This is a genomic window from Wolbachia endosymbiont (group A) of Pherbina coryleti (genome assembly GCF_964026875.1).
Taxonomy (GTDB): domain Bacteria; phylum Pseudomonadota; class Alphaproteobacteria; order Rickettsiales; family Anaplasmataceae; genus Wolbachia; species Wolbachia pipientis.
This window is the reverse complement of sequence record NZ_OZ034706.1, coordinates 1,207,359-1,231,743: the sequence shown is the minus strand read 5'-3', so window position 1 is coordinate 1,231,743 and position 24,385 is coordinate 1,207,359. Positions and strand designations below refer to the sequence as shown.

At 35.1% G+C, this 24,385-nt stretch carries 27 protein-coding genes, 1 tRNA gene and 5 pseudogenes; 18 read left to right on the top strand and 15 right to left on the bottom strand.

The window, feature by feature from the left end:
- Positions 1–47: 47 nt before the first annotated feature.
- The 3 genes from AAGD87_RS06120 to AAGD87_RS06110 all read right to left on the bottom strand — a co-directional run bounded on the left by AAGD87_RS06120 (position 48) and on the right by AAGD87_RS06110 (position 2,533).
- Complete coding sequence (locus AAGD87_RS06120; RefSeq protein ID WP_341817494.1) at positions 48–626, bottom strand: RlmE family RNA methyltransferase; 579 nt, start codon at positions 624–626, stop codon at positions 48–50.
- 76 nt (positions 627–702) lie between these two features.
- Entirely contained in the window at positions 703–1,278 is a 576-nt protein-coding gene (locus AAGD87_RS06115) for a PopZ family protein (protein ID WP_010082598.1), read from the bottom strand.
- Between the two features lie 19 nt (positions 1,279–1,297).
- Positions 1,298–2,533 (bottom strand): TolC family protein, encoded by a 1,236-nt coding sequence (locus tag AAGD87_RS06110; protein WP_341817493.1) that lies wholly within the window; start codon positions 2,531–2,533, stop codon positions 1,298–1,300.
- A 132-nt stretch (positions 2,534–2,665) separates the two neighbouring features.
- Between AAGD87_RS06110 and rplM the strand changes: the two genes are divergently transcribed.
- The 3 genes from rplM (at position 2,666) to AAGD87_RS06095 (ending at position 4,048) form a co-directional block, all read left to right on the top strand.
- Complete coding sequence (gene rplM, locus AAGD87_RS06105; RefSeq protein WP_253302273.1) at positions 2,666–3,124, top strand: 50S ribosomal protein L13; 459 nt, start codon at positions 2,666–2,668, stop codon at positions 3,122–3,124.
- A 10-nt stretch (positions 3,125–3,134) separates the two neighbouring features.
- Complete coding sequence (rpsI, locus tag AAGD87_RS06100; RefSeq protein WP_006279875.1) at positions 3,135–3,590, top strand: 30S ribosomal protein S9; 456 nt, start codon at positions 3,135–3,137, stop codon at positions 3,588–3,590.
- A gap of 146 nt (positions 3,591–3,736) precedes the next feature.
- Positions 3,737–4,048, top strand: a complete 312-nt coding sequence (locus tag AAGD87_RS06095) for an HU family DNA-binding protein (protein WP_006279876.1) — start codon at positions 3,737–3,739, stop codon at positions 4,046–4,048.
- Here AAGD87_RS06095 and AAGD87_RS06090 read toward each other — a convergent pair.
- Positions 4,041–4,748 (bottom strand): pyridoxine 5'-phosphate synthase, encoded by a 708-nt coding sequence (locus AAGD87_RS06090; protein WP_006279877.1) that lies wholly within the window; start codon positions 4,746–4,748, stop codon positions 4,041–4,043. The two genes, AAGD87_RS06095 and AAGD87_RS06090, sit on opposite strands and share 8 nt — an antisense overlap.
- 136 nt (positions 4,749–4,884) lie before the next feature.
- Between AAGD87_RS06090 and AAGD87_RS06085 the strand changes: the two genes are divergently transcribed.
- From AAGD87_RS06085 to AAGD87_RS07900, 3 genes are all read left to right on the top strand, one after another.
- Entirely contained in the window at positions 4,885–5,178 is a 294-nt protein-coding gene (locus AAGD87_RS06085; RefSeq protein ID WP_007548709.1) for a transposase, read from the top strand.
- On the top strand, positions 5,163–5,597 hold the full coding sequence (locus AAGD87_RS06080) for an IS3 family transposase (RefSeq protein ID WP_319606382.1): 435 nt from the start codon (positions 5,163–5,165) through the stop codon (positions 5,595–5,597). The genes AAGD87_RS06085 and AAGD87_RS06080 overlap by 16 nt, the downstream gene beginning before the upstream one ends.
- Before the next feature lie 157 nt (positions 5,598–5,754).
- Positions 5,755–5,919 carry an IS3 family transposase gene (locus tag AAGD87_RS07900; RefSeq protein ID WP_151807939.1) on the top strand — a complete coding sequence of 55 codons (165 nt, stop codon included), beginning with the start codon at positions 5,755–5,757 and terminating at the stop codon, positions 5,917–5,919.
- Between the two features lie 472 nt (positions 5,920–6,391).
- Here AAGD87_RS07900 and AAGD87_RS06075 read toward each other — a convergent pair whose 3' ends face one another.
- From AAGD87_RS06075 to AAGD87_RS06025, 11 genes are all read right to left on the bottom strand, one after another.
- Positions 6,392–7,027 carry a hypothetical protein gene (locus AAGD87_RS06075; protein WP_155968855.1) on the bottom strand — a complete coding sequence of 212 codons (636 nt, stop codon included), beginning with the start codon at positions 7,025–7,027 and terminating at the stop codon, positions 6,392–6,394.
- A gap of 128 nt (positions 7,028–7,155) precedes the next feature.
- Positions 7,156–9,672: a leucine--tRNA ligase gene (leuS, locus tag AAGD87_RS06070; RefSeq protein ID WP_264339279.1), complete on the bottom strand. Its 2,517-nt coding sequence runs from the start codon at positions 9,670–9,672 to the stop codon at positions 7,156–7,158.
- A gap of 12 nt (positions 9,673–9,684) precedes the next feature.
- Positions 9,685–10,281 carry a M23 family metallopeptidase gene (locus AAGD87_RS06065; RefSeq protein WP_341817492.1) on the bottom strand — a complete coding sequence of 199 codons (597 nt, stop codon included), beginning with the start codon at positions 10,279–10,281 and terminating at the stop codon, positions 9,685–9,687.
- Positions 10,282–10,326: 45 nt separating this feature from the next.
- Positions 10,327–10,653 carry a MerR family transcriptional regulator gene (locus tag AAGD87_RS06060; protein WP_006279880.1) on the bottom strand — a complete coding sequence of 109 codons (327 nt, stop codon included), beginning with the start codon at positions 10,651–10,653 and terminating at the stop codon, positions 10,327–10,329.
- On the bottom strand, positions 10,653–10,958 hold the full coding sequence (locus tag AAGD87_RS06055; protein WP_006279881.1) for an integration host factor subunit alpha: 306 nt from the start codon (positions 10,956–10,958) through the stop codon (positions 10,653–10,655). Before AAGD87_RS06055 ends, AAGD87_RS06060 begins: the two co-directional genes overlap by 1 nt.
- 60 nt (positions 10,959–11,018) lie before the next feature.
- A complete protein-coding gene (locus AAGD87_RS06050) occupies positions 11,019–12,140 on the bottom strand; it encodes an MFS transporter (RefSeq protein WP_264373699.1) in 1,122 nt (373 codons plus the stop codon).
- A gap of 367 nt (positions 12,141–12,507) precedes the next feature.
- Complete coding sequence (locus AAGD87_RS06045; RefSeq protein WP_007548764.1) at positions 12,508–12,915, bottom strand: transposase; 408 nt, start codon at positions 12,913–12,915, stop codon at positions 12,508–12,510.
- Between the two features lie 19 nt (positions 12,916–12,934).
- Positions 12,935–13,135: a hypothetical protein gene (locus AAGD87_RS06040; RefSeq protein WP_010082383.1), complete on the bottom strand. Its 201-nt coding sequence runs from the start codon at positions 13,133–13,135 to the stop codon at positions 12,935–12,937.
- A complete protein-coding gene (locus AAGD87_RS06035; RefSeq protein ID WP_007548762.1) occupies positions 13,119–13,448 on the bottom strand; it encodes a transposase in 330 nt (109 codons plus the stop codon). Before AAGD87_RS06035 ends, AAGD87_RS06040 begins: the two co-directional genes overlap by 17 nt.
- 540 nt (positions 13,449–13,988) lie before the next feature.
- The gene (locus tag AAGD87_RS06030; RefSeq protein ID WP_174515790.1) at positions 13,989–15,491 is read right to left on the bottom strand and encodes a leucyl aminopeptidase; all 1,503 of its coding nucleotides are present in this window, start codon (positions 15,489–15,491) and stop codon (positions 13,989–13,991) included.
- Between the two features lie 97 nt (positions 15,492–15,588).
- Complete coding sequence (locus tag AAGD87_RS06025; RefSeq protein ID WP_155968861.1) at positions 15,589–16,230, bottom strand: protocatechuate 3,4-dioxygenase; 642 nt, start codon at positions 16,228–16,230, stop codon at positions 15,589–15,591.
- 466 nt (positions 16,231–16,696) lie between these two features.
- On the opposite strand from AAGD87_RS06025, the pseudogene AAGD87_RS06020 reads away from it, so the two are divergent.
- From AAGD87_RS06020 to AAGD87_RS05965, 12 genes and pseudogenes are all read left to right on the top strand, one after another.
- Positions 16,697–17,267: pseudogene (locus AAGD87_RS06020) on the top strand (DUF6444 domain-containing protein); the annotation flags it as partial.
- A 54-nt stretch (positions 17,268–17,321) separates the two neighbouring features.
- A pseudogene (locus AAGD87_RS06015) lies at positions 17,322–18,706 on the top strand (IS4 family transposase).
- Between the two features lie 7 nt (positions 18,707–18,713).
- A pseudogene (locus AAGD87_RS06010) lies at positions 18,714–19,055 on the top strand (PD-(D/E)XK nuclease family transposase); the annotation flags it as partial.
- A 494-nt stretch (positions 19,056–19,549) separates the two neighbouring features.
- Positions 19,550–19,885 carry a reverse transcriptase N-terminal domain-containing protein gene (locus tag AAGD87_RS06005; RefSeq protein WP_209473178.1) on the top strand — a complete coding sequence of 112 codons (336 nt, stop codon included), beginning with the start codon at positions 19,550–19,552 and terminating at the stop codon, positions 19,883–19,885.
- Positions 19,886–20,254 carry a reverse transcriptase/maturase family protein gene (locus tag AAGD87_RS06000; RefSeq protein WP_209473350.1) on the top strand — a complete coding sequence of 123 codons (369 nt, stop codon included), beginning with the start codon at positions 19,886–19,888 and terminating at the stop codon, positions 20,252–20,254.
- Entirely contained in the window at positions 20,200–20,982 is a 783-nt protein-coding gene (locus AAGD87_RS05995; protein WP_341817491.1) for a group II intron maturase-specific domain-containing protein, read from the top strand. Before AAGD87_RS06000 ends, AAGD87_RS05995 begins: the two co-directional genes overlap by 55 nt.
- Complete coding sequence (locus AAGD87_RS05990) at positions 20,957–21,217, top strand: HNH endonuclease (RefSeq protein WP_341817490.1); 261 nt, start codon at positions 20,957–20,959, stop codon at positions 21,215–21,217. Before AAGD87_RS05995 ends, AAGD87_RS05990 begins: the two co-directional genes overlap by 26 nt.
- A gap of 95 nt (positions 21,218–21,312) precedes the next feature.
- A pseudogene (locus AAGD87_RS05985) lies at positions 21,313–21,624 on the top strand (hypothetical protein); the annotation flags it as partial.
- Between the two features lie 214 nt (positions 21,625–21,838).
- Positions 21,839–22,180 carry a hypothetical protein gene (locus AAGD87_RS05980; RefSeq protein ID WP_265024226.1) on the top strand — a complete coding sequence of 114 codons (342 nt, stop codon included), beginning with the start codon at positions 21,839–21,841 and terminating at the stop codon, positions 22,178–22,180.
- Positions 22,181–22,253: 73 nt separating this feature from the next.
- Positions 22,254–23,563 (top strand): annotated as a pseudogene (locus tag AAGD87_RS05975) (IS4 family transposase).
- Between the two features lie 197 nt (positions 23,564–23,760).
- On the top strand, positions 23,761–24,189 hold the full coding sequence (locus AAGD87_RS05970; RefSeq protein WP_341817489.1) for a hypothetical protein: 429 nt from the start codon (positions 23,761–23,763) through the stop codon (positions 24,187–24,189).
- 63 nt (positions 24,190–24,252) lie between these two features.
- Positions 24,253–24,330, top strand: a tRNA-Arg gene (locus AAGD87_RS05965).
- Positions 24,331–24,385 lie beyond the last annotated feature (55 nt).

The window sequence follows — 24,385 nt, the reverse complement described above, 5'->3', positions numbered from 1 at the left end:
GTTTGTCAAGGAAGTTTTTTCGTTTCTGTGGGCTACCTGGATTAATATTATATAGAAAGTCTGCTGCCAATAAAGCCTAAACTTACCAAATACATTTCTGTAGATTCAGATCTACTTGACTTTGGTTTAAAGTATTTTACTGTTTTAAACATTTTTTTTAGCTCGTTACAAAAATCTTTATCAGATTCTCCTTGGAAAATTTTTACTACAAACGTGCTACCATGGCTCAAGAAATGCTTTGCAAAATTGAGCGCTGCCTCACATAAAAGCATAATTCTGATATGATCCAACGATTTTAAACCACAAGATTCGGGCGCCATGTCAGATAAAATTACATCAAATTTTTGATCCTTGAATTTTTCTCTTAAAATTTCAAACTCATTGATAATATCACATTGTATAAACTCTACTCCATTAATTGCGTTCATTGGTTTTATGTCAAGAGCAACCACATTTGCACCTTTCTGAGATGCAACTTGTGACCATCCACCAGGAGAAGCACCAAGATCAATAATTTTTTGCCCTTCTTGGAATAATTTAAATTTGTTATCCATTTCTACCAGCTTATATGCTGAGCGTGACCTATAACCATCCTTGCTAGTTTTTTGCACATACTGATCATTCAAATGACGATGTAGCCACCTTGTTGAAGATAGTTTTCTGCCTCTAGCCGTCTTTACTCTAGTTTTTATTGCTAATACCCTACTTATTATTGATTATATCTTTAAGCTCTTTTTCAACTACTTCTTTTACCAGTGCATGTAGATATTTATTCAGCCATTCTGAGAGCTGAGGTTTTAAAAGAGATGTAACTAATTCTTCAACAGTAAGGTTCGCTTTTTTTTGTTGTTTATGCTGTAATTCGTTTTGCATTTTTCCAAGCAACGCTTTGATCTCTTCCATATTCTCTTTTAAAATTAGATGATCGTTATTTTGCGCTTGTAAGCCGCTATTACTCGCTTTGTTATTACTCATTTGGATATTATCGTACAAATAAATATCTTTTTTTTCTTCTGAATTGTAGCTATGGCCATTAAATTGGTTATTGTTGCAAGCCATTTCCTCACTTTGGTCATCATTATCAATGTCCTCTTTTTCATTATTTTCTTTTTTGCCATCTTCTTCTATTTCTTCTGGATACTCTTCCTCAAGGTATAGCACATCATCATTTTCATCCTTTATTTCTGCTTTATCGTTACTCGCGTTTTTACCCGATATAGCTTTTTTTATATCTTCTAGGATATCTTTTACAGATTGATTGCCTTGTTCATCATGCATAGTGCTAATACCATTAAATTTAGAGGTCTATACTATTTATCATAAAAAGCAAGTTGTAAACACTAATCACATAATTGCTTTTTGCTTCAACTAAGTCTGAACGTGCTTTAAATAATGCATCTTCAGTGTCCAAAAGGTCAGATGTACTCTTTAAATTTAAGTTTACTTCTTGCTCAACTCCTTCCAATGCTAGAGCTGCTGCTTTTTCCGCTTCTTGACTTGCTTTGATAATGGCCTTTGCTGTCAACACATTATTCCAAGCATTTACAACTGCTTGTTCTATATTTTTTACCGTTTCATAATAATCGTAGGTAGATTTTTTTGCATCCATTTTAGCTTTACTGACACCAAAAGCATTAACTCCTCTCTTAAAGATTGGAACATCAAGAGTAAAAACTACATGAACATTTTCTAATAGTTTGTCTACCTTCATACCATCCTCCCCAAAATTTTTGCTTGCACTTAGATTTAAAGAAGGAAGCCACTTGGAGCTTTCAGCAATCACTTCCATTCCGGCTGCTCTTTTTTGATAAACTGCTGCTTTTAGAGATAAATTATTGGTTTTTGCTAACTGTAAACATTCATTTAGCTCTGGAACAGAAGGTAGTTTATCATTAGCTTCAGAAAGGTCATCAGCATCTTCGCCAATCAAATGATAATAAGCAATATTTACCAACTTTAATTTACCTTCAGCATCAACTCTTTCGGATATAGAAGACGAAAATTTTGCTTTTGCTAACAAAACTTCAGCATTGGTTACCTCTCCAAGGGAAAAGCGTTTTTTCATAGCTGACAAATGTTCCAAAGAAACGCGTTCTTTATGTTCTCTGAGCTTTAATATTTCTGTCTTTTGTAAAACATTAACATATGCTTTCACAGCATTAAGTGCAAGCTCTTGTTTTAATTGCTGAAATCGCATCTTTTCTGCTTTGAGAAGATGGCTTGATCGACTGAATGTGGCAAAGGTACCACCGCCATCTATTATCCTTTGGCTTAATATCAGGCGTTTTCCAGAGCCTTGTGAATTGTTAATAATATTAAAATTACTATCAAAATTGTATTGCAAAGTAATGTCAGGTAAAAATCCAGCTAACCCAGAAGATTTATAGTGTTTTTCTGCGCTTTTATATTGGTAAAATTGAGACTTTATTTTTGAGCTATTTTTGATGGCTTTGCTTATCACTTCTCCCACATCGGTTGCATAGCAACTTATAGTACCAAAAATGATCGCAAGTGTGATAATCAATCGAAACATTCTACTTCCTGTGCATATTGGTTGCGCAGCTCAATTACTAACATAAATTACTTTAATAATCAATAACTAATATTGTTGACACTATTGAGAAATTAAGTATATAGTAGCTTACTATTGTTTAGTTAAATTACAATGAAAACTTTTTTCTTAAAAGAGAAACAAATCGACAAAAAATGGTTTGTCATAGATGCAGAAGGATTAGTGGTAGGAAGGCTCGCAGCATTTGTAGCGACACTATTACGTGGAAAGCATAAACCTGAGTATACACCTCATATGGATTGTGGCGATAATGTAATTATTATCAACGCAGAAAAGGTGCATTTCACCGGAAAGAAGCTTAAAGATAAAATTTACTATAAGCATACAGGTTATTCTGGTGGTTTGAAGAAAACTACTCCAGATAATATTTTAAATGGCAAATTTCCTGAGCGTGTAATAGAAATGGCAGTGAAAAGGATGCTTGATGATGGGCCTATGGCACGTAGACGCTTTGAAAATTTGTATGTTTATTCTGGTTCAGAACATAAGCATCAAGGACAGCAACCTGAAAAGATAGATTTTGCCTCTTTGAATCGTAAAAATAAAAAGTAATGGAGTAAAAATGAAGAGTTCTACAATAAATAACAATGATTGGTCAGAAAAGACAATTAAATCAGCAGTTGATTCGCTTGGTCGTTTATATGCTACAGGCCGAAGAAAAGAATCTGTAGCAAGAGTATGGATAAAGCCGGGGAGTGGAAAATTTAGTGTTAACAAAAAAGGCGATCTAATTTCTTATTTTAAAAGAGAGTCAGTGTGCCAAATAGTAAAAATGCCATTTGTTGCAACTTCCACATTGGATAAATACGATGTATTTGCAACTGTAAAAGGTGGAGGGCTATCTGGTCAAGCAGGTGCTCTAGCTCATGGAATAAGCAGAGCTTTAAGTAGTGTAAGCCAAGATTTGCATTCTATACTACGTAATGGTGAGTTCTTAACTAGAGATTCACGTGTTGTTGAACGTAAGAAATATGGTCAACATAAAGCTCGGAAAAAGTGTCAATTTTCTAAGAGATAGTTATTTTATAGGGGTGTTTTTTTGTAAGTATTATACAAATATTTGCAAAAATGTATGATATCCTCTATTTTTGTGATGAATTTAGTTGACTATCGGTGTCAACATAATATGCTATTTATGTGATTTTTTCAATATTAAGGTAATTTATGAGTAAAGAAGATATAATAAAACAATTAAAGGAAGATTGTTCTAGTCAGAATATAGATATAACAAAATCTGATTTGAGCAAGATTCATGATGCGTTTATTAAAATAATAAAGAATGAGCTGCATGGGAAAGGTGAAATACGTTTGCATGGAATAGGAACATTTTCTACTGCTATCAGTCAGGAAAAACAATGTCGTAACCCCCAAAGTGGTGAGATCATGACTGTTCCTAAAAAGACAAGGGTAAAATTTAAAGCAAGCCAAACTCTTTTAAGTATTTTAAATGAGAAGGAAAAAGCAGCAGTTAGTTAGACATTGTCATTTTCATTGTTTTTACTACGCTGTGTAAGCCGTAAAATACAGCTTCGCTAATTAAATAGTGGCCTATGTTAAGAGCTGAGATGTGAGGTATTCTTGTCATCTTCTTAGCGTGTTTATAAGTTATGCCATGTCCTGCGTGGCATTCTATTCCTAATTTATTGACGTACTCTGCAGCATTAGTAATTAACTGTAACTTTTTTTCTGATGGATTATCACAGTAATCCCCTGTGTGAATTTCTATTATGTCAGGTTTTGTCCCTAGCTTTTCAAGATATTTTAGTTGATCAATATTTGGATCGATAAACAGTGAGACTTTTATGCTAGAGCTATGCATTTCCTCTATTATACTAGAAAGTTTACTGTGCATATTCACGATATCCAGGCCACCTTCGGTTGTTAATTCTTCTCTTTTTTCTGGTACTATACTAATCGAATAGGGTTTTACCTTTTTTGCTATTTCAAGCATTTCTTCCGTGGCTGCAATTTCAAGATTTAACTCAGTGCTAATGCTTTTTTTTAGGTTAAATACGTCTTCATCTCTAATATGCCTTCTATCTTCTCGTAAGTGTACAGTAATAAAGTCTGCTCCAGCGTCAATGGCTATTTCTGCTGCTTTCAATGGATCTGGATAAGAAGTTCCGCGTGCGTTGCGGAGGGTTGCAACGTGATCGATATTAACACCTAGTTTCACAATCTACCTCAGAAATTATTTATAGATTATACATGTTATTAGGTTTTTTGCATAGTCATTGTTTGACCTTACCCAGAAAAAGTGGAGAGAAAGAAAAGAGTTTTTTTGGGTAAAATAAAATTTTGGAGGATTAGAAATGGTAAGAGAATATACAGCAGAATTCAAATTGGAAGCTGTTAAACTGGCAAATGAACAAAGAAAGGTAGGTCAACCAGTTGCAAAAGTAGCAAGAGATCTAGGAATAAGGGATAGTGTATTAGGAAAATGGATGAAGAAATATAACGAAAAAAAGTCAGCGGCAAATGCATTTCCAGATGTAGCACCTTATGACAAAGAGAGGTTTGATTTACAAAGCAAGAGTAACAAGGGAAAGAGACATTTAAAAAAAAGCCCTGGCCAGTCAAAAAGAGTAAAATATTTTTTTATATAGTAACTGCTATAAAGTACAGGAATTATGTAGGATTTTCTGCTAGTGGCTACTATAAGTGGACCACAAGAAAAATAAGCAGTAGAGAATCAGCAAATAAAGAGCTACTCGAAGCTATTCAAAAAATATATCAAGTTTCTAAATGTAGATATGGAGCTCCTAAAATTCATGCTGAATTGAAGGCTTTGGGTAAAAGTTGCAATTTGAAAACGGTGCAAAGTATTATGCAGAAAAATGACATCAGGGCTATACTGAAAAGAAAGTTTAAAATTAAAAAACAACAAACAGATAATAGAGCTGTAGCTCCCAATATACTAGATCAAAACTTTATTGTTGATCAACCAAATAAAGTATGGGATTACTTACATCAAAACCAAGGAGGGATGGCTATATTTGGCAGCAATAATTCTCACGTATGGTAGTTAATGAGTAGTGCAATAAATAAACAATTGGTTATGAACTCTTTATTAATGGCCATTAATAGGCGTAAACCTGTTAAAAATCTACTATTACATAGTGATCAAGGTTCACAATATACTTTGCAAGGTTATCAATATCTCTTATCCATAAAAAACATAGATGAATCATAAAGGTTGTTGTTACGACAATTCTGTTGTGGAAAGCTTCTTCAGTTCTCTAAAAAGGGAGTTACCAATAGACACCTCTCGGCACTCTAAACAGCATATCAAAACTGCTATATTTGAATATATAGAAATTTTTTATAACAAACAACGTCACTATTAACTATTGCATTCCAGAACAATTTGATGCATCATTCTTTTTGTGAAAAACATTCCACACTTTCTCTCCACTTTTTCTGGGTAAGGTCATTTTTGCCTTGACCAAGAAAAAATTCAGCTATTGCCTTACTTTCTCTTGCAACAACTTCTTCCTTAACAATTTTTCCTTTCTCATCAACGATACTTATAAAAGTTTCTTTTAGTGAGATCGCTATAATATTCCATGAGACTGCTCCTACTAATAAAAGTTTAAATTATTTTTGAAGAACTTATTCTACTGAATTCGTTACTTCGTGCTAAAATAATGGACTCCATCATTCAACAGCAATTACAGTATGTTTACCCTTTTTCTTGTTATTTTTCTAATCTATAGCTAGCGTTCAAAACCATATTCGAAAATACGTTTTCGGATTTTTTTTAATGCTGTTTATTTCATCCTCAACATCGTCTCTACCTTTATGAACTAAGTAGCAGCATTAAAAATTATAACGTACCCCTATCTCTAGAGTTGCATCTGGTATTTGTTTTGCTTTTATACCACTTAGTTGCCCACCCATGGTCATACCAACTGCACCAATTATCTGCGGAGTAATTTCATAATCAACACCTAACTTTAGTTTATAGGAAATAGAACTCAGTATTTTATCTACTACAGATGAACCAGCAGCTTCACCACCTGATTCTGGAGCACCTTGTGTTTCTTCTTCCTTTTCTTTTTCTTCTTGTGAACTATCGCCATCACCATCAACTGTATCACTAACACCAAAGCCAAAAGGTGTTATTTGGAGATATCCTCCTAAACCTCCGCTGACATATAGTTTAACGGGATCAATATCAAGGTCAGGATAGAAGCGGTAGTTTGCCAATAAGCTAGCTCCTATGCTCTTTAATGACTTAATATTACTGAGAACCTCAAGTTCAAATTTAGAGTTTTGGTCATAATGGTAACCAAGAACAACACCAGGTTTCATTTTAAAGCCACCACCCCAACCAGCACCAAAGTTTAAACCTGCATAGTACTTATCTTCTGACTTACTTGCACTATTACTAGCTGCACCTGCTAGAGATGAAGTAAGCAACACAGCCAAAACGCACAATCTCTTTATTTTCATATAACTCCTCATACAAAAAAATATATAATGCATAAGTATATATCCTTTATATTAAAAAAGATATAACTACATGTCAAAAAAAGTATAGCCATAAAATCAGATTATATAAAACGTACTACTCAGGTCTTTTATATAACTATATTTACTATCTTATTTGGTACAGCATATACAGTGCGAACTTTGCTTTGATCGATCTTACTGGACACAGAGTCTATCGCTATTTTCTTCAATTCTTCTTGAGGTAAGTTAATTGCCACCTTGATTGTTGTACGTAATTTTCCATTGATTTGCACTGCTATAGTTACCGTATCGTCAACTAATAATGATTCATCAGCTTTTGGCCAAGGTTGACCTCCTATTTCTTGCCATAGGCTTTCAGCTAGATGTGGTATGAATGGTTCGATTACTCTGATTAATATACATATACCTTCATCAATAAGAGATTTTCCAGTTTTTACGTCTATTTCAGCTATTAAATTCGTCATCTCACGAAATTTTGCCACTACACAGTTTAATCTGCAGTTTTCCAAGTCATCTGTAAGTCCGTGTAAGAGTTTATGAATTTTTTTTCTGTACTCTAGAAGTCCACCCGTAACATTTTCATTATCATAGTGTATATTTACAGGTCTTAGCTGCATGACCATACGCCACAATTTATTTACATAACGAGAACAACCTTCCACACCATCATCGGACCATTCCATATCTTTCTCCGGAGGAGTGTCGGACAACACAAACAAGCGAGCAGTATCAGCACCATACTTTTCTATGATAAAGTTTGGGTCAACTGTATTCTTTTTCGATTTGCTCATTTTTTCAACTTTGCCCACTTGAACTTTTGCACCTCGCGCTATTAATTCTTTTGCTTCTGCGGGAAATAGCCACTTACCATTTTCGTCTTTATAAGTTGCATGGCAGACCATTCCTTGAGTGATTAAAGTAGAGAAAGGCTCTTTAATATCAAAATAGCCACATTTGGTTAAAGCACGGCAGAAAAATCTTGAATAAAGCAAATGCAGAATTGCATGTTCTATCCCACCTATATAATAATCAACAGGCATAAAACGATTACATGCATCTTTGTCTATTGATTTATCTTCACTACAGAATGCAGCAAAATACCAGGAAGATTCAAAAAAGGTGTCGAATGTATCAGTTTCACGCTCTGCTTGCTTTCCGCACTTTGGACAATCAACAAATTTCCAAGTTGGGTGCTTATCCAGCGGATTGCCACCACTTGTAAATTCTACATCTATTGGTAGAACTACAGGAAGGTCTTTTTCTGGCACTGGAACAGTTCCGCAATCTTTGCAATATATGATAGGTATAGGGCATCCCCAATAACGCTGCCTTGAAACTCCCCAATCGTGCAAACGATAGTTTATTGTTTTTTTGCCTATTTTTTTTTCTTCAAATTTTTTAACTATGGCTTCCTTTGCTTCACTAACCATTAATCCGTTTAAGAATTCGGAGTTAAACATTGTCCCGTCTCCAGTATACGCCTCCTTTGTCATCTGAGTAGCTTGACACTGGGATCCATTGTAAGAATTCTGGTCACGCGCTGGAATGACACCTAAGTGGGCTGAAGAAATAACGGGAATTATCGGCAAATTATATTTCTGTGCAAATTCAAAGTCACGCTGATCATGTGCAGGGCAACCAAAAATCGCGCCTTCCCCATATTCCATCAACACAAAATTCGCTATGTAAAGCGGCAATTCCTTATCAAGAAATGGATGTTTGACGTTTAATCCGGTGTAAACTCCTATTTTTTCATCGTTCTCTCTTTTCGATTTTATTTCCTGGATCCCAGTGTCAAGCACTGGGATGACAACAGAAGAACCATTCTTTAATTCCTGCACAATAGGATGCTCTGCTGCCACTGCACAAAAAGAAGCCCCAAACAAAGTATGAGGATAAGTTGTAAAAACTTTTAATTTCTTATTCAGGCCAACTACTTCAAACTCTATAGTTGCTCCTTCAGATTTTCCTATCCAACGCTCCTGCATTGTTTTGACTTTTTCTGGCCAATTTTTCAAACTTTGCAGGCACTTGAGTAAATCTTCAGCGAAATCAGTAATCTTTAAAAACCATTGGGACAACTTACGTTTTTCAACAACTGCACCTGATCGCCATCCTTTTCCATCAACCACCTGTTCATTTGCAAGCACTGTTTGGTCCACTGGATCCCAGTTAACCCATGATTCTTTTCGATAGGCAAGCCCATGCTTTAAAAAATCCAGGAAAAATTTTTGTTCGTGTTTGTAATAATCAGGCTCACATGTGGAGAGTTCACGCTCCCAATTATAAGAAAGACCTATAGATTTCAACTGTGTACGCATATTATCTATATTCTCTTTTGTCCATGTTTCGGGGCTAATATTGTTATCCCTTGCTGCATTCTCAGCTGGTAATCCAAACGCATCCCAGCCAATTGGATGCAAAACCTCAAATCCATTAGCTCTCTTGTAACGCGCTATCACATCCCCTATTGCATAGTTACGTAAGTGTCCCATATGAATTTTACCAGATGGATATGGAAACATTTCCAACACGTAACACTTTTCTTGTTTACCACTCTTGCTTACAGAAAAATCCCATTTATCTTGATAAAATTTTTCAACACTTTTAAAATCATATTTCATATAAATCCAAATTCAATTACAGTTCATATGCATCAAAGGATCAACCGCTTGGCCATTATGTCGTATTGTGAAACACATCTGTGGATCTTTATCTTGTGTGCTTGATTTACCTGCAGATCCAATTACTTGACCTTGCTTTACTTTATCGCCAATTTCAACATGTATGTTTTTTAAATAGGAGTACACAGTCATGTAATTATCTTTGTGTTCCACTATAATTAAATTCCCATACCATCTCAGCCCTTTGCCTACATATATCACTTTACCTGGTGCAGAGGAAACTACGTTCGTTCCATTTTGAGCAGCAATTTTTATGCCATCCTTACACATTTCATCAGAAGAGGTAGCTGAACCTTTAACTGGCATTACAAATTTACAATTTACCCCCACATTTTGTGTATTATTGTTATCTTTGTATATCCTATTTATGATGGCTTTTCTACTTTCTTTTTGCACTGAAGGCTCCCTAATTAAATGGTACTCTCTTGTATATTCCAGATCTCTTTTTCCGTAAAATTCTTCGCCTTTAAGCAGCACAGGTGCAGGTTTTTGCAGGCCACAGCCTATTAATATTGCTAATAACATAAGAAATGAGGCTATATGCAACATTTTAAACTCTCACAAAACTCCAAAATTTTAGCGAGACGTAGTGTTTCACGCCTGCTTGTTACTTTCCTCGTTATTTATTTTACTAGTTAAATAGTCCCTCAAATCGGTGAGTTCTTGCAACAAATTCTTTGTGACTTTTATATCATTACCAAATTCTTTTTGCACTCCTTTTATTGTATATCCTTTATCATATAGCATGTATTTTACTTTCTTTATGGCCTCTATACACTTGCGATCATATAGCCTTCTTCCTTTACGCTTTGTAGGCTTAATTTGATGAAATTGACCTTCCCAAAATCTCAAAACATGCTGTTCCAAATGTAGCTCTTCAGCTACTTCCCCAATCGTATAAAATAATTTTTCCTTGTTCATTAATTATTGATTGATTTTTTTATAATTTTTGAAGGCCTAAAAGAAACTGAATTTCTTGCCTGAATCATCACTTTCTCCGATGTATTTGGTATATTTCCTGGTCTTTCCTTCTTTTTCTTAACCAAGAATGTTCCAAATGACGATATTTTTACTATTCCATCCTTTACCAAGCTTGTCTTTATTTCGTCCAATATATCATCTATTATCGAAACAGAGTCTTCCTTTGATAATCCTATTTCTTGGTTTATATCTCCAGCTATCGTTGCCTTAGTTACTGTTGTGTCTTTTGTTGTAACGTGATCCATTATTGATAAATATTACAATACGTAAATATAATATAGCAATCGACTCGAGATTCAGCTACTTTATTTTTTAGAGTATGTCTCTTTTGTTGCATAATTTAAAATACCGGCAACTATCAATATCGCAAATATTGCAAAAAGTGCCATTTTATGATCTGTAAAAAGTGCTAACATTGACACTATAACTCCACTGCCAATAAACATAAATCCATTGATAATGGATGATGATGTGCTGATGTATTTTCGTTTCACAATCTCGCTGCCGACAGTAAAATTAAGCATATGTCCTCCCGCAAAAAACCCGAACATTAACATACAAAAGTACACAACGTGGACTGTTAAATGGCTGTATAGTAAAATAATAATTGAGACGCCTTGCAATAAAGCAAAAGCAGAAATTACATGTTTCCTATTTTTAAATAAGTTTGAGATTCGATCTGCAATTGGAGCACCAACTGCAAGACCAAGCCATAGTATTGCAGTTGCTATACCTGACTCCATTGCATTGAGTTCTGAGTTGCCCAGTAACCTTGGAGCCCACAAGGTATTAAGTGCTAAAAATGTTCCAAAAGTAATAGCACCCACCACTGAAGTTATCCAGATATCTCTTAATTTTAGCACTGTTAATATAGAGCACATTACTGTCTTCATAGAGCTTTTTATTGTGCGCTTTTCTGAGCTGCTTTCTGGAAGTGTGTTTGGACAAAAAAGCGTAAGTACAAATATCAACACACCAAATAGTATTATGCATACAATCAGATTTTTCCAATATGCATCTTCGGCAAGCAAGTTAGAGAACAGTATTTGAATTACCAAAGCAGAAAGGCTTGAAATTGTCTGCACTAGTGAAAACATTAGTCCAAATTGGGCAGCGGAAAAACATATGCTACTTGTGTGAGCAGCACCAATAAAACCAAATGATGCTCCAGTTGCAATCAACACTTGAGACAAAATCAAATGGGAGAAATTGTCACTATTAATAAGGACAAAAAACCCCAAGATCATAGTTGATAACGAGAAAAAATAAATTTTTTTACTGGAAAAAACATTAAACGTTGCTCCACTAAAAAATTGTAAGATGGCGAAAGTCCAAGTATATGCTGAATTAGCCAGTGCAACTTGCGCGATTGTAAGTCCAAGTTCCTTTTCGAGATTTACACTTATAAAGGTATAAATTATCTGCATGTTGCTGAATATAACAACCAAGTTACTAATCAGCCAAATGAACCAAGCCTTAGCTCTGCTTTCCATAAGATTTGTTTTTATAAGTAATCTATTAGAAATTTAACACTAAGTCTCTTTTTAAGCTATTGTTTCCTGACTACTGTTATAGCTAACCCAAAAAACGGTTTCCCTACGTCATGCCGCCGCGGTATCTCTTAGCCGCTAACAAGCAGCGGGATGACGATTGTCAGGGTGTCATCCCAGCGCCCCTATGATGTCATCCGAGTAGCCAACACTGGTTTCCATCCAAGACGGTGTCATTCCAGTGCTTGACACTGGAATGGCTTTGTTGCATCGCTCTTCGGATAGTAGGTAACGCACAATAAATTTATGAAGCTATCTCAAATTTAGCCATACCAATATCAGTGAACTTATTGAGCAAATAGCATTTAACAAGTAGTTCCTTCTCTCTATTTGTCTCAGATTTATTCCTAAAACTAAACCCGAATGTTTGTTTCAGTCGCGAGAAAAAACTTTCTATATAAGATCTTTTTCCATAACTCATCTCTTTTTTCCACTTCTTTATACCATCTTCATCATATGACTTTATGAGCTTGACTGCAGAATTTCTCTCAGCCATATAGTCTAACTTTGGATGCTCTGCTGCGTTGTTTTTCGGAGGAATTTTCGTTTTTATACCATATTGATTACACAGCTTATAGAGCTTTTCTCTGTCATATGCCCTATCTGCATATAGTACTTTTATGACATACTGAAAATCGACTTCTTTTAGCAAATCACAAGCTCCATAGTGATCAGCCGTTACTGTATTTTACAGCTATGGCTTTTTTGCTGTTTGTATTCAACATTACATGCAATTTTCTTGTCTGTTCATAGCTGCGATACTTTCTATCTTCGCTATTTTCTTTGCTATGACCAGGAGTGTTGTTGTATATACTAATTCCTGTACTGTCTATAGCAATTTCGATATCTTCCATATTATTTTCTGCAATCATTGATCTTAATATTGAGTTTCTTAAACCTTCTTGATGATTGTGAATAGCTGATAACTTGCAAATTTTTCCCAATTTGCTCAAGGTATCCTGCTATAAACCCAACTGTTTGCCTCAGGCCTATTCTAAATAAACAAGTTATTATGTGCACCAAAATTACAACTTTATCGCTATAAATATTGTTGCCACCTGGTATTTTTGGACCATTCTCGTACCACTTTTCTATGGCTTCGTTGATATAATGAAAAATATTTCCTCTTTTTTCTAGAAATTTGTTATATTCGCTATGGTTACTGACCCTCATTTTTTGTGGCATATTTTTTCTTTCAAGGTTAAATGGCTATTTTATAATGAATTTTGTCAGTAGCCACCAGATTTTTTCAGTTGCTATGCAACAAAGCCCACTGGAATCCAGACTTTAATTGTTATACTTGTAAATAATCTGGTGAAAATAAACGTTCATCTCAAAATGCAGTATTTTTGTTGAAATAGCTCAACTGGATCCCAGTGTCTGGGCACTGGGATGACACCATAGGAGGCTACTTGGATGACAAAAAAAGGAGCACTGGGGTGACAGCAGTCCTACGTCATACCGCCGCGGTATCTCTAGATCCCGCTAACAAGCAGCGGGATGACGAGCTTATCGTCACGCCGCCACGAACCGTCATACCGCGATTCATTCGCGGTATCTCAGCCGCTAACAAGTAGCGGGATGACGGTTGTCAGGGTGTCATGAAAGTAGCTGACACTGGAATCCAGAAAAAAAGAAATATGTATCAGCTACTTTCATTTGCTGCGCCTCAAAAATAAACGTTCATGTAGCTGTAAGTCAAGCCATAAATCCAGATAAAGATCTTTAATCATTGGCTTCGTAGTACTTTTCAACCAACTTATTAAGTAACCTTACACCAAAACCTACTGCTCCTCTTGGACAAATGTCAGTACCTTTTTCGTGCCAAGCAGTGCCTGCAATATCTAAATGTGCCCAGCAAGTTTCATCCACAAAACGCTGTAAAAACTGTGCAGCCATTATGCTATCTCCGCCAGAGCCCGCAGGAGCGATATTTTGCACATCAGCAATCGGTGAATCAATAATTTTATCGTAAGTTTCATTCATAGGAAAACGCCATAACTTCTCATTTACTTCATTTCCTGCATCAATCAGACGGTTTGCTAATTCATCATTATTTGAAAAAAGACCAGCATATTCGTTATTTCCAAGCGCAACCACTATAGCACCAGTTAAAGTTGCAAGATCAATCATAAATTGTGGTGAAAATCTCTCTTGCGTATACCACAAAGCATCTGCAAGTATGAGCCTTCCTTCTGCATCGGTGTTCAACACTTCTATTGTCTGTCCAGACATTGAAGTTACTACATCACTTGGTCTTTGAGCATTACCACCCACTGCATTTTCTGCAAGTGCGACCACACCGATCGCATTTACTTTTGCTTTTCGTCCTGCTAAAGCATGCATCACCCCAACCACAGCAGCAGAGCCTGCCATGTCATATTTCATCGACTCCATACCACGTGAAGGTTTGAGTGATACTCCACCAGTGTCAAACGTTATGCCTTTACCAACAAAAGCTATTGGCTTTTGTTCTTTAGCAGCTCCATTCCATTTTATCACTACTAATTTTGGTTCTTTACTACTTCCTTGTGCAACTCCAAGCAAGGCTCCCATTTTTTTCTCTTCCATCTGCTTTTTATCAAGCACCTCGATTTCAAGGCCAAGCTTAGTAAGTTCTTTTTTTATATGATCAGCATAGGATTCTGGATATAGAATGTTAGGAGGCTCTGTTATAAAAGAGCGCGCAAGGAATATACTCTCACCTTCTTGCCTTGAGTGCTCAAATGATCTTTCAGCATTACTTAATTGCTCATCTTTTACTAATACGGTAATCTCCTCTACCTCTGTAATTTTCTCATCCTTTTTAGTTTTATACTTATCAAACTTAAAACTACGCAGAAACGCACCATATGCAACATTTGCTGCACTACCTTCGATTAAAACCGCTGCTTTTTTAATTTTTAATCTGCTTAGCTCACAATATATTTTACCACCAATATTTAATTCTTTATTTTCATTCCATTCATCCTTCTTACCAAGTCCAACAACTATGACATTTTTTTCTTCTGGCAAAGTAGTAGAGAAAAATTCACCAAAACTTCCATTGAAATTGCTAAATTGCTTTATATTATCCATGATCTGTTTTCCTTGCAAAACTCCGCCATCATTTACGGTTTCGTTGTCCTCAAATAAACCCGTTACTATTGTTTTAAAATCGGGCGAAATTTTAGAAATTGTTATTTTCATTGCTGGCATCTCCGTTGCAAATAATTGTAAACTGTACATAAAACACAGCAAAAACATCAGTAAGATATTTTTCATATACATCCTAAGTACAATAACACTCAAGTTTACTATGGACTCCCTTACATGCAAGGGTTTTTTATCTTTTATTAGAGAACTTATTATATCCGCCCAAGGTAATGTTAAACGTATAGGTTTTTATGACCTGATCACTGTAAGTAAATGGTGTTATGAGAAGGCTTGCAAGCCCATTACTAACAAAATCTCCAAGAACAGGATCAGCACAATTATCGCAATTATGGTCAACAAAAAACATTTGCGTTGTGAATTCCGGAAAATCCGGATGTTGAACTAGAAAGTTGATATGTGGAGCTCTATCACCAATTTTACCAGGTGCTATCGTAATAAAATTATAATAGCCAAGATTATTCACTACAAACCTTCCTGATCCAGCAAAATTCGGATCATCCTCTATATTCTTATCGTAATGGTTCACGCCGCGTGAATTCGCGTGCCATATAGAAACTACAGCATTTTGTATTGGTAAGCAGTTTATATCAGTAATTCTACCCACTATGTGTATTAATTCCCCTATTGCACTATTTGGAGAACCAGGTTTCCTTCTTAAATTGTTTGAAGAGCTAAAATTTTTTGGCCTTGCATCAAGGTCATATATTTCCGGAGTTTTAATGCAGTTGAGCAAAACAGGATCAGCTGCAAATAGCGGCAAACTGAATATCATTTGTACTAAAAGTGCTAACAAGATATTTTTCACATTCATTTCATTTATAATAGACTTCTTGCATAACCATATAACAAACTTTTATTGGAAATAGAAACGAAAAAACTTGCTTGACACCCTTCGCCAGCCCCCTTATCATGAAACTGAAGGTATTCAGTTATCTTCATCTGTGCAGATTAAACAGCAAGAAAACAACGTAGTTGGCGTCTTATTTTTAATTTTTTGCACTATGTGCACCTTATGTCTTCACAATATTTCTAGGTTTTTACCTACACAAGCTGAAACGCGCTATTTAAAACATTAAAAAACGCCAACTTAAAAAATGGATAGTGAATAACTAGCTACCCTAGGGTTTCTTTTGCCTTTTTTTCTGTTTAGTAAATTGTATCCGTTCAGCGGAGTGGTAGAATAAGGTAGACAAAGCAAGATAATAAAGATAATCATAGAGCAAAAGTGAGGTAATGTGGTAAACCTTTGAGAACTCTGCAAAAATTTACAGCAAAAAATAGAAAAGTTGGAAGGGAGGATAGAAGAGTTAGAGGCAGAAAATAAGGCCTTGAGGATTGAGAACGCTGAGTTGAAAGAGAGGCTTGGTTTAAATTCAAAAAACTCATCCCTGCCCAGCTCAAAAGAGCTATACAAAATAAAAAAGGACAAGCCAAAAAGCGAAAGGAATGTTGGCGATCAGGTTGGGCATAAAGGAAATTTTCATGCCACAATGGAAGCGGATAAAGTAGTAAAAATAGAGTTGCCTAATATTTGCGAATGCGGAGGAGAGCTTGTAATATGCGAAAAACCTTATGTTCACCAAAAAGTTGATCTTCCGGAAATTAGGCCTTATGTAGTAATTGGAACATGGTCGTTGTTGGAGATGCAGAAAAAGAAAAAGTAGCAAGTTACCAGAAGGTGTTACGCCAGATACATTTGGTCCAAGGGTTAAGTCTATAATTGCAGCACTCAGCGGATTTTACAAAAACTCAAAGCGTGAAGTGGCTAGTATCATAAATGACATTTTTAATTTGAACATAAGTGTTGGCAGCATATCAAATCTTACTATTACCCACAAATATAAATGTACTTATAAATAAAGTATTACAATATTAAAGTTTGCAAATATTGAGGGTATAAAAATGGCAAACGAGAGTAATGAATGGGCTAAAAATGAATTTGGAGATAAAAGATTAACTGACCGATTAGTAAAGATTGCTGATAGTTTGATAAGTTTACCTGAAAGCTCAATTAATGAGGCATGCGGAAGTTGGTCAGAAGCAAAAGCAGCATACCGTTTTTTTCAAAATGAGAATGTAAAAGAAAGTGATATTTTAGCTACACATATTAATAAGACGGTTGAGAGAACAAAAGCTCACAAGAGGGTTCTTGTCATTCAAGATACCAGTTACATTGTATATAATAACCATAAAAAAACAAGCGGATTAGCAAATTTGTCCAGTTATGATACTGCAAAAGGTATTATAATGCATACAGCTCTTGCCGTTAGTATAGAAGGTTTGGTACTAGGGATACTAGATCAAAAAGTTTATTCAAGACCTGAAGAAACTGAGAACCTTAAAAAAAAGAGCGATCGCATTGAAGATAAAGAAAGCGTAAAGTGGTTGGAAACTTTAAGAAAAACAAATAATATTATTGATCCAACTCAAACTGAGACTATAACTGTATGCGATAGAGAAGCAGATATATATGACTTTTTTGAGCTTGCACATAATCTTAATTCGGCAGTGCTAGTTAGAGCATGCAGAGATAGAGCAGTAAATAGAAAATCTCGATATCCTGAAAAAGGTGAGCAGAAGTTATGGGCATTTATTAAATCCTCTCATTGTACAGGTACGGTAGAAGTTGAAGTTCCTGTAAAAGATAATAAGCCAAAAAGAACAGCACGTTTGGAAGTTAGATTTGGAAAGTTTATGATGAATCCATCTAAGAATAATATTAGGCATAAGACGGAAGAACTACCTAAATTACCACTTTATGCAGTTTATGTTGTTGAGAAAACTCCCCTTCCCTTAAAAAAAAACCGCTAGAATGGATGCTATTAACGAATCTTTCAGTTAATACTTTCGATGAAGCTGTTGAAAAAATTAGTTGGTATTGCCTTAGATGGAAAATAGAGATATTACATAAAATTTTAAATTCGGTCTCAAAGTTGAAGAATGTAGGCTTGGAATAGCAGAAAGACTAATGAGATATCTAACAGTTATGAGTATTATTGCTTGGAGGATCTTCTTTATTACATCAATTGCAAGAGCTAACCCAACATTACCATGTACTACCTTATTAGCTGAAGAAGAATGGAAAGTTTTATACGTTAAAATACACAGAAAACCATGTCCAAGTGTAGTTCCCAACATAAAAGAAGCTGTTTTATGAACTTGGAGGCCATTTAGCAAGAAAAAATGACCCAAAACCAGGACCAATTACTCTTTGGAAAGGATATAAACGTCTCTTTGATTTAGCAGAAGGATGGCGACTTGCTCACGAACCTCATATTTGTGGGTAATAGTAAGGTTTCTAAGGGAGGGAGTAGTAGTAATACTGCTTCCTTACCTGACCAGTTTGCTCGTGATAAAGGTTTTGAGAAACGCGCTCAATACTATGCTGCTAAAGCTTATTCAAGTCAAGCTCACAAAGGTGATCAAGATCTTAAAGGAGTTATTTTTATTGCTATCGCCGATTTTATCTTATTTCCTAACAAGCTGGCTTACAAATCTGATCACGTTACTTTTGATAAAATTACCTATGAACATGACTTAAAAGATTTTCAATTTGTATTTATTGAACTACCTAAATTTCCTAAGAATAAGGAAGAACAGCTAGAAAGCATAGTGGATCGTTGGTTATTTTTCTTCAGTGCGACCCGGAAAGCCGTGGTTTTGTGATGGTTAAATTCCATCTTCCCTAGACATCGGGGATAATGTATGTCTCACATTTCAAAAGATGGCAACCTTTGGGATGCAAGCATGAGATAAAAGCAGGTAACACTAAACCTCATCCTGCAAACAGAGTTAGATATGATTACGAGAGGAACCTATGTTTGAATTGTCGTCAAAGCATAGTATGCGAAAAGAGGTTGAACTACGCATAGACCAAAATGGTACGAAGCAAAAGGGGAACTAAAGATTGAAGACTTTAGTTATTGATGTTCCCAGCTTCCGGCAAATAGTAGGAATCTAAGTTTAACGTGAAACGAAGCTATGGAACGGAGTAACCACATAAAAGCTCTTATATTCATTAAATATAAGTAGGTAGCCAACCACAAGCTGCTATGTGGAAGAAGAAGCTAATGCCCAAAGTAATATCTGGGATATGCAGACGTAAACACTTTAATTTGGAAGGTAAAGTGGTGAATAGTAGTGAATATGTTATGGACCAGCAAAAAGCTAGGTATGAATGGAATGGAATTCCTTGGCGAAAGCTGAAGAAATCTTCATTTAAGCTACAAAAACGAATTTACCAAGCTTCTAAATGTAATGACATCAAAAAGATGCATAATCTTCAAAAATTATTGCTCAAATCAACAAGTGCAAAAACACTCGCTGTTAGGAAAGTAACACAGGACAATAGGGGGAAGAAGACTGCAGGTATTGATGGAAAGGCTAATCTTAATCAAAAAGAAAGATTACAACTATCATATTCTTTAGATATAAAAGAAAAAGCAAAGCCATCAAGACGCGTCTGAATCCCAAAACCTGGTAAGCCATCGGAGCATCGCCCGCTTGGTATACCTACTATATCACAAACACTTGTAAAAATGGCTTTAGAACCAGAATGGGAGGCAAAACTTGAGCCAAACACTTATGGTTTTAGACCTGGTAGATCATGTCATGATGCAATTGAAGCCATATTTGATGTGCTAAAACAGAAAACAGCATATGTATTAGATGCTGATATTTCTGGATGTTTTGACAATATTAACCATAATAAACTGCTTGAAAACCACACCAACGTTAAAGAAAATCATAAGAAGATGGTTAAGGGCAGGCGTTATGGAAGATGGAAAGTTTCAATCCACAAAACGTGGTACAATTCAAGGAGGCACCGTTGCTAGCTTGTGTTGCATTACACGGATTAGAGCAACATATCAAAAAAGCATTAACAAACGAACTCTTTCAATGCATGAAAAGAAAATATGGTAGGATATCGCATAAAAACGCGCAAAAGTCTATTAGTGTAATTTTCTACTGTGATGATTTTGTCATCATACATGAAAACGAAGAGATTATTCTTAAAGCAAAAATTTTAGTTGAAGAATGGTTAGAAACCATTGGACTAAAATTAAAGCCCTCTAAAACAAGAATTTCTCATACATTAAGAACCATTGACGAAACAAAACCAGGATTTGATTTTCTTGGATTTTCAATAAGACAATATCCAACAAAAGAAAGTAAAAAAGGTTACACATTATTAATAAAACCAAGTCGTAATTCTATAAAGCAGCATACATTTGCTATTAAACATAAACTTAGAGAAATGCGTGGGGCGCCACAGGAAGTAATAATAAGGAATCTCAATCCAATAAACAGAGGATGGAGTCAATATTACTCTTCGGTAGTTTCATGTAAAATCTTTAGCTCATTGGATAATACTATACATAGAAAGCTCTGGAAGTGGGCAGTCTTTAGGCACCCAAACAAAGGGAAATGCTGGATAAAAAGAAAATACTTTAAAAAGTATAATAACGATAACTGGAGTTTTATGACAAGTAACAAGATACATCTTATTATACACAGCGATCATGTTATTAAACAAAGTGCAAAAAACCAGATCTCCATATGATGGTGATTGGGTATATTGGGGTAAACGTCTGAGAAAAATACCAGATAAGCCATTAAGAGTAATAAAACTATTGAAGTTACAACAAAGTAAATGTGATAATTGTAGACTATGGTTTAAAAGTGATGATACAATAGAAATACATCACAAAGACCGGAATAGACGAAACAATATGATCAAAAACTTATCTTTGTTACATGGACATTGTCACGATGAATTATACAGGAGGTGTGCATGAAAAGCACCAAATTGGAGAGAAGCCGTATGAGGCGCAAAGTCTCACGTACGGTTTTGAAGTCGAGTGAGGAGGGGCGACCTTCTTCACTTAGACAACAATATGCAGATGAAACTACGGAAGAAGACTTAAGGAAAATAGCAGAAAAAGCACCAATAATAAAGTTAGCCTACGATGAATTAGACAGGTTTAGCTGGAATGAAAAAGATTTAGTAGCATATGAAGAAAGAATAATGGATCTGCGGAAAGAAGAAGCCATTCTTGAATACAAACTTGAGGAAGGTATAGAGAAAGGAAAAATCGAAGTTGCAAAAAATTTACTTAAAGCTGGTGTATCTGTTAATTTAATAGCTGAATCCACTGGCCTTTCTCAAGCTGAAATTGTACAGCTTAAGCAAGAAGTGGCCTAAGTATCACGTTTTTTAGGGCTTTTTTAGCTCGGCAGTGGTCTGAAAAGTCCATTTTTCACTTTATAAAATGTTTATATTTTACCACCTACTTTATTTGAATAAGTTCTTCTGCCACACTCTGAACGGATACTTGAATCAGGCTCAAGTTGACAAGTAGATGTTATCTTGTTATAATAAATATTTATTAATTTAATCTTAACTTAAGAGGGTATTTATGGTAGCAAGTGATAGTGTTTTAAAAAGGTATGCGTTAGCCTATATAAAGAAATTAGGTAATAATAATAATATTGAAGGGTTTCTACAGTATTGTAATAATACACCGAATTTAACTTGGAGCAAGGAGAATTTTAAAAATGTGTATGAAGAATTTACATATCCAAATTCAAGCAATAGGCACGATACAGGAAGCAGAAATGATCAATATAACGCAGGGAATAACACACAACCTACAGGCCCTCAGACTACACATATACATGTATACAATGATAGAGGTTTAGATTTTTGGGATTATTTACTACTTCGCAGCCTGTTTGGTGGTCCATACGCGTCAAGTTAAGGAAATAAAGGTATGAAAGAGATAGAATAATAAGGTATAAGTTCTCCCAGATATACTTTTAGTGAGAGAACCAATGAATAAAATAACTTGCTTATCAAAAAAGCTCAAAGAATTTTTTAATGAAAAAGCAGAGAAAATCTCAATTACAACAAGGTTTATAAAAAGAAAGAGAAAGCTAAAAGGTTCATCATTCGTAAAAGCCATGGTCTTGGGTAATATAGGAGTTGATAATTGTAGCGTAGAAACAATGTGTCAATTACTAAACGAGGACTCGATAGATATAACAAAACAAGGTTTGGATTTTAGATTTACTGAAGAAGCAGTGGAATTTATGAAAAGGATGTATAATGAATCTGTGATTCTCTTTAAAAATATCTTGCAAGTTGATTGCAAAATCTTACAGCAATTTAATAGTGTTAAATTATTGGACAGTAGCTATATTACTCTACCTAACAGTATGGAAGAGATGTATAAAGGTTATGGTACTAGCTACAGTGGCTATGAAAGCAATACTAAGTCTGGAATAAAGTTACAATTAGTTTTCGACTACATGAATCAGATAATAGACCAACTTAATTTAACGGAGGGGGTAAGATCAGACCAGGGATATAGGAAACATTTAAGTAATATATTAAGCAATGATTTGCTAATATCTGATCTCGGTTATTTTGTGCCAAGTTCTTTTAAACAAATCAATGAAATAGGAGCTTATTTCATAAGTCGTCGATACCAACATATATGATGTAGAAACAAATCAAAAAATGGAGTTATTAGAATGTTGAGAGGATAAGTTATTTTTAGAAAACGAGGTATTGTTAGGAAAAGAAGCAAAAATTAGAGTAAGAATTATATGTCAGAAACTAACTGAAGAACAGTCTATGGGCAGAAGAAGGAAAGCTAATAGATTAGCAAGATCGCAGATCCTCTAAAAGAAATCAAAAATTGTTGAACTGGTCAATATTTATAACTAATGTTCCAGAAAATAAAATTAGTGCTGAGCAAGTATTAACGATTTACAGAGTAAGGTGGCAAATTGAGTTATTATTTAAATTGTATAAAAGCCATATCAGGCTTGATAAGCTAAAAGGAAAGCCATGCAGAGTATTATGTGAACTATATGCTAAATTGTGCGCAATTCTTATATTTCACGGCATAGTTGGTTGCACAGAAGTGAAAAAGAATACAGAACTTAGCTTAACAAAGGCATTTATTGAGCTAAAAAGGCGGGTTAGAGAGTTATTTTTAGTATTAACCAAAATTAATAGTTTAAAAGCATTTCTTAAAAAACTCACTATAACTTGGTCGCGATTTTCATTAAAAGACAAACGTAGAAGGGCTAGAGTATCCACTTTAACCTCTCTAAATTTGCTCACAATCTCTTAACTTGACGCGTATGGTTTGGTGGTCATACTACAGTTATAAATAACCCTGGTTTCAGTAGTGGTAGCCATCAAAGCAGAGAAGATAAGAAAAAAGACTCAGAAGACAATAGAAAGTTATTAGCTTTAGGTATGGTAGCTGCAGTTGTGTGTGTTGCTTTCCATGCTGGTATGTGTTTTTGGTATAACAGCAGCAGAAAAGTGGCTAGAAAAGAAGAAAAAATAGATTACCTGGATAGTAAATTTAAAACGTTCAGAAATATAGAATTTGCGGTTGGCGCTGTTTCTTTGGCAGCTTTGGTAGCTTGTGCTGTTTACCCAGTCTTACCAGTGTGGGGTTTAGTTATCCTTGGCGTTAATTCTCTTGTGTGTTTTACTGGTGGTTTAGCTTTTCATATGAAGCATGAGGAAGAATCAGAAAATATCGAGAAAGCTAAAGGAGCGGTAGATAGCTGTCTTAGACAAGGGCATGGTTATGGAGATTCTTCTCGTTATGATGCACCACCTCCTTACTTTTCTCAAGATCCTAATACTACTCCAACTGCTCCTCCTTGTAGTGAATTTGATAATTCTAATGCGAAACGGCAGTTTGAGAATTGTGAGGGGTTCACGTATGATAGAAATCAATAGTTTTATTTTTAGCCAAATTAATTGAATCAAGCCACAAAATCTGCTAAAGTTAACTTTATGAAAGCACCCTTAGCTCAGTTGGATTAGAGCATTTGACTACGGATCAAAAGGTCGGGCGTTCAAGTCGCTCAGGGTGCACCACATTTTATAGGAAGCAGAAGTCACACTTGAAATTAATATATGCAATACCTATCTT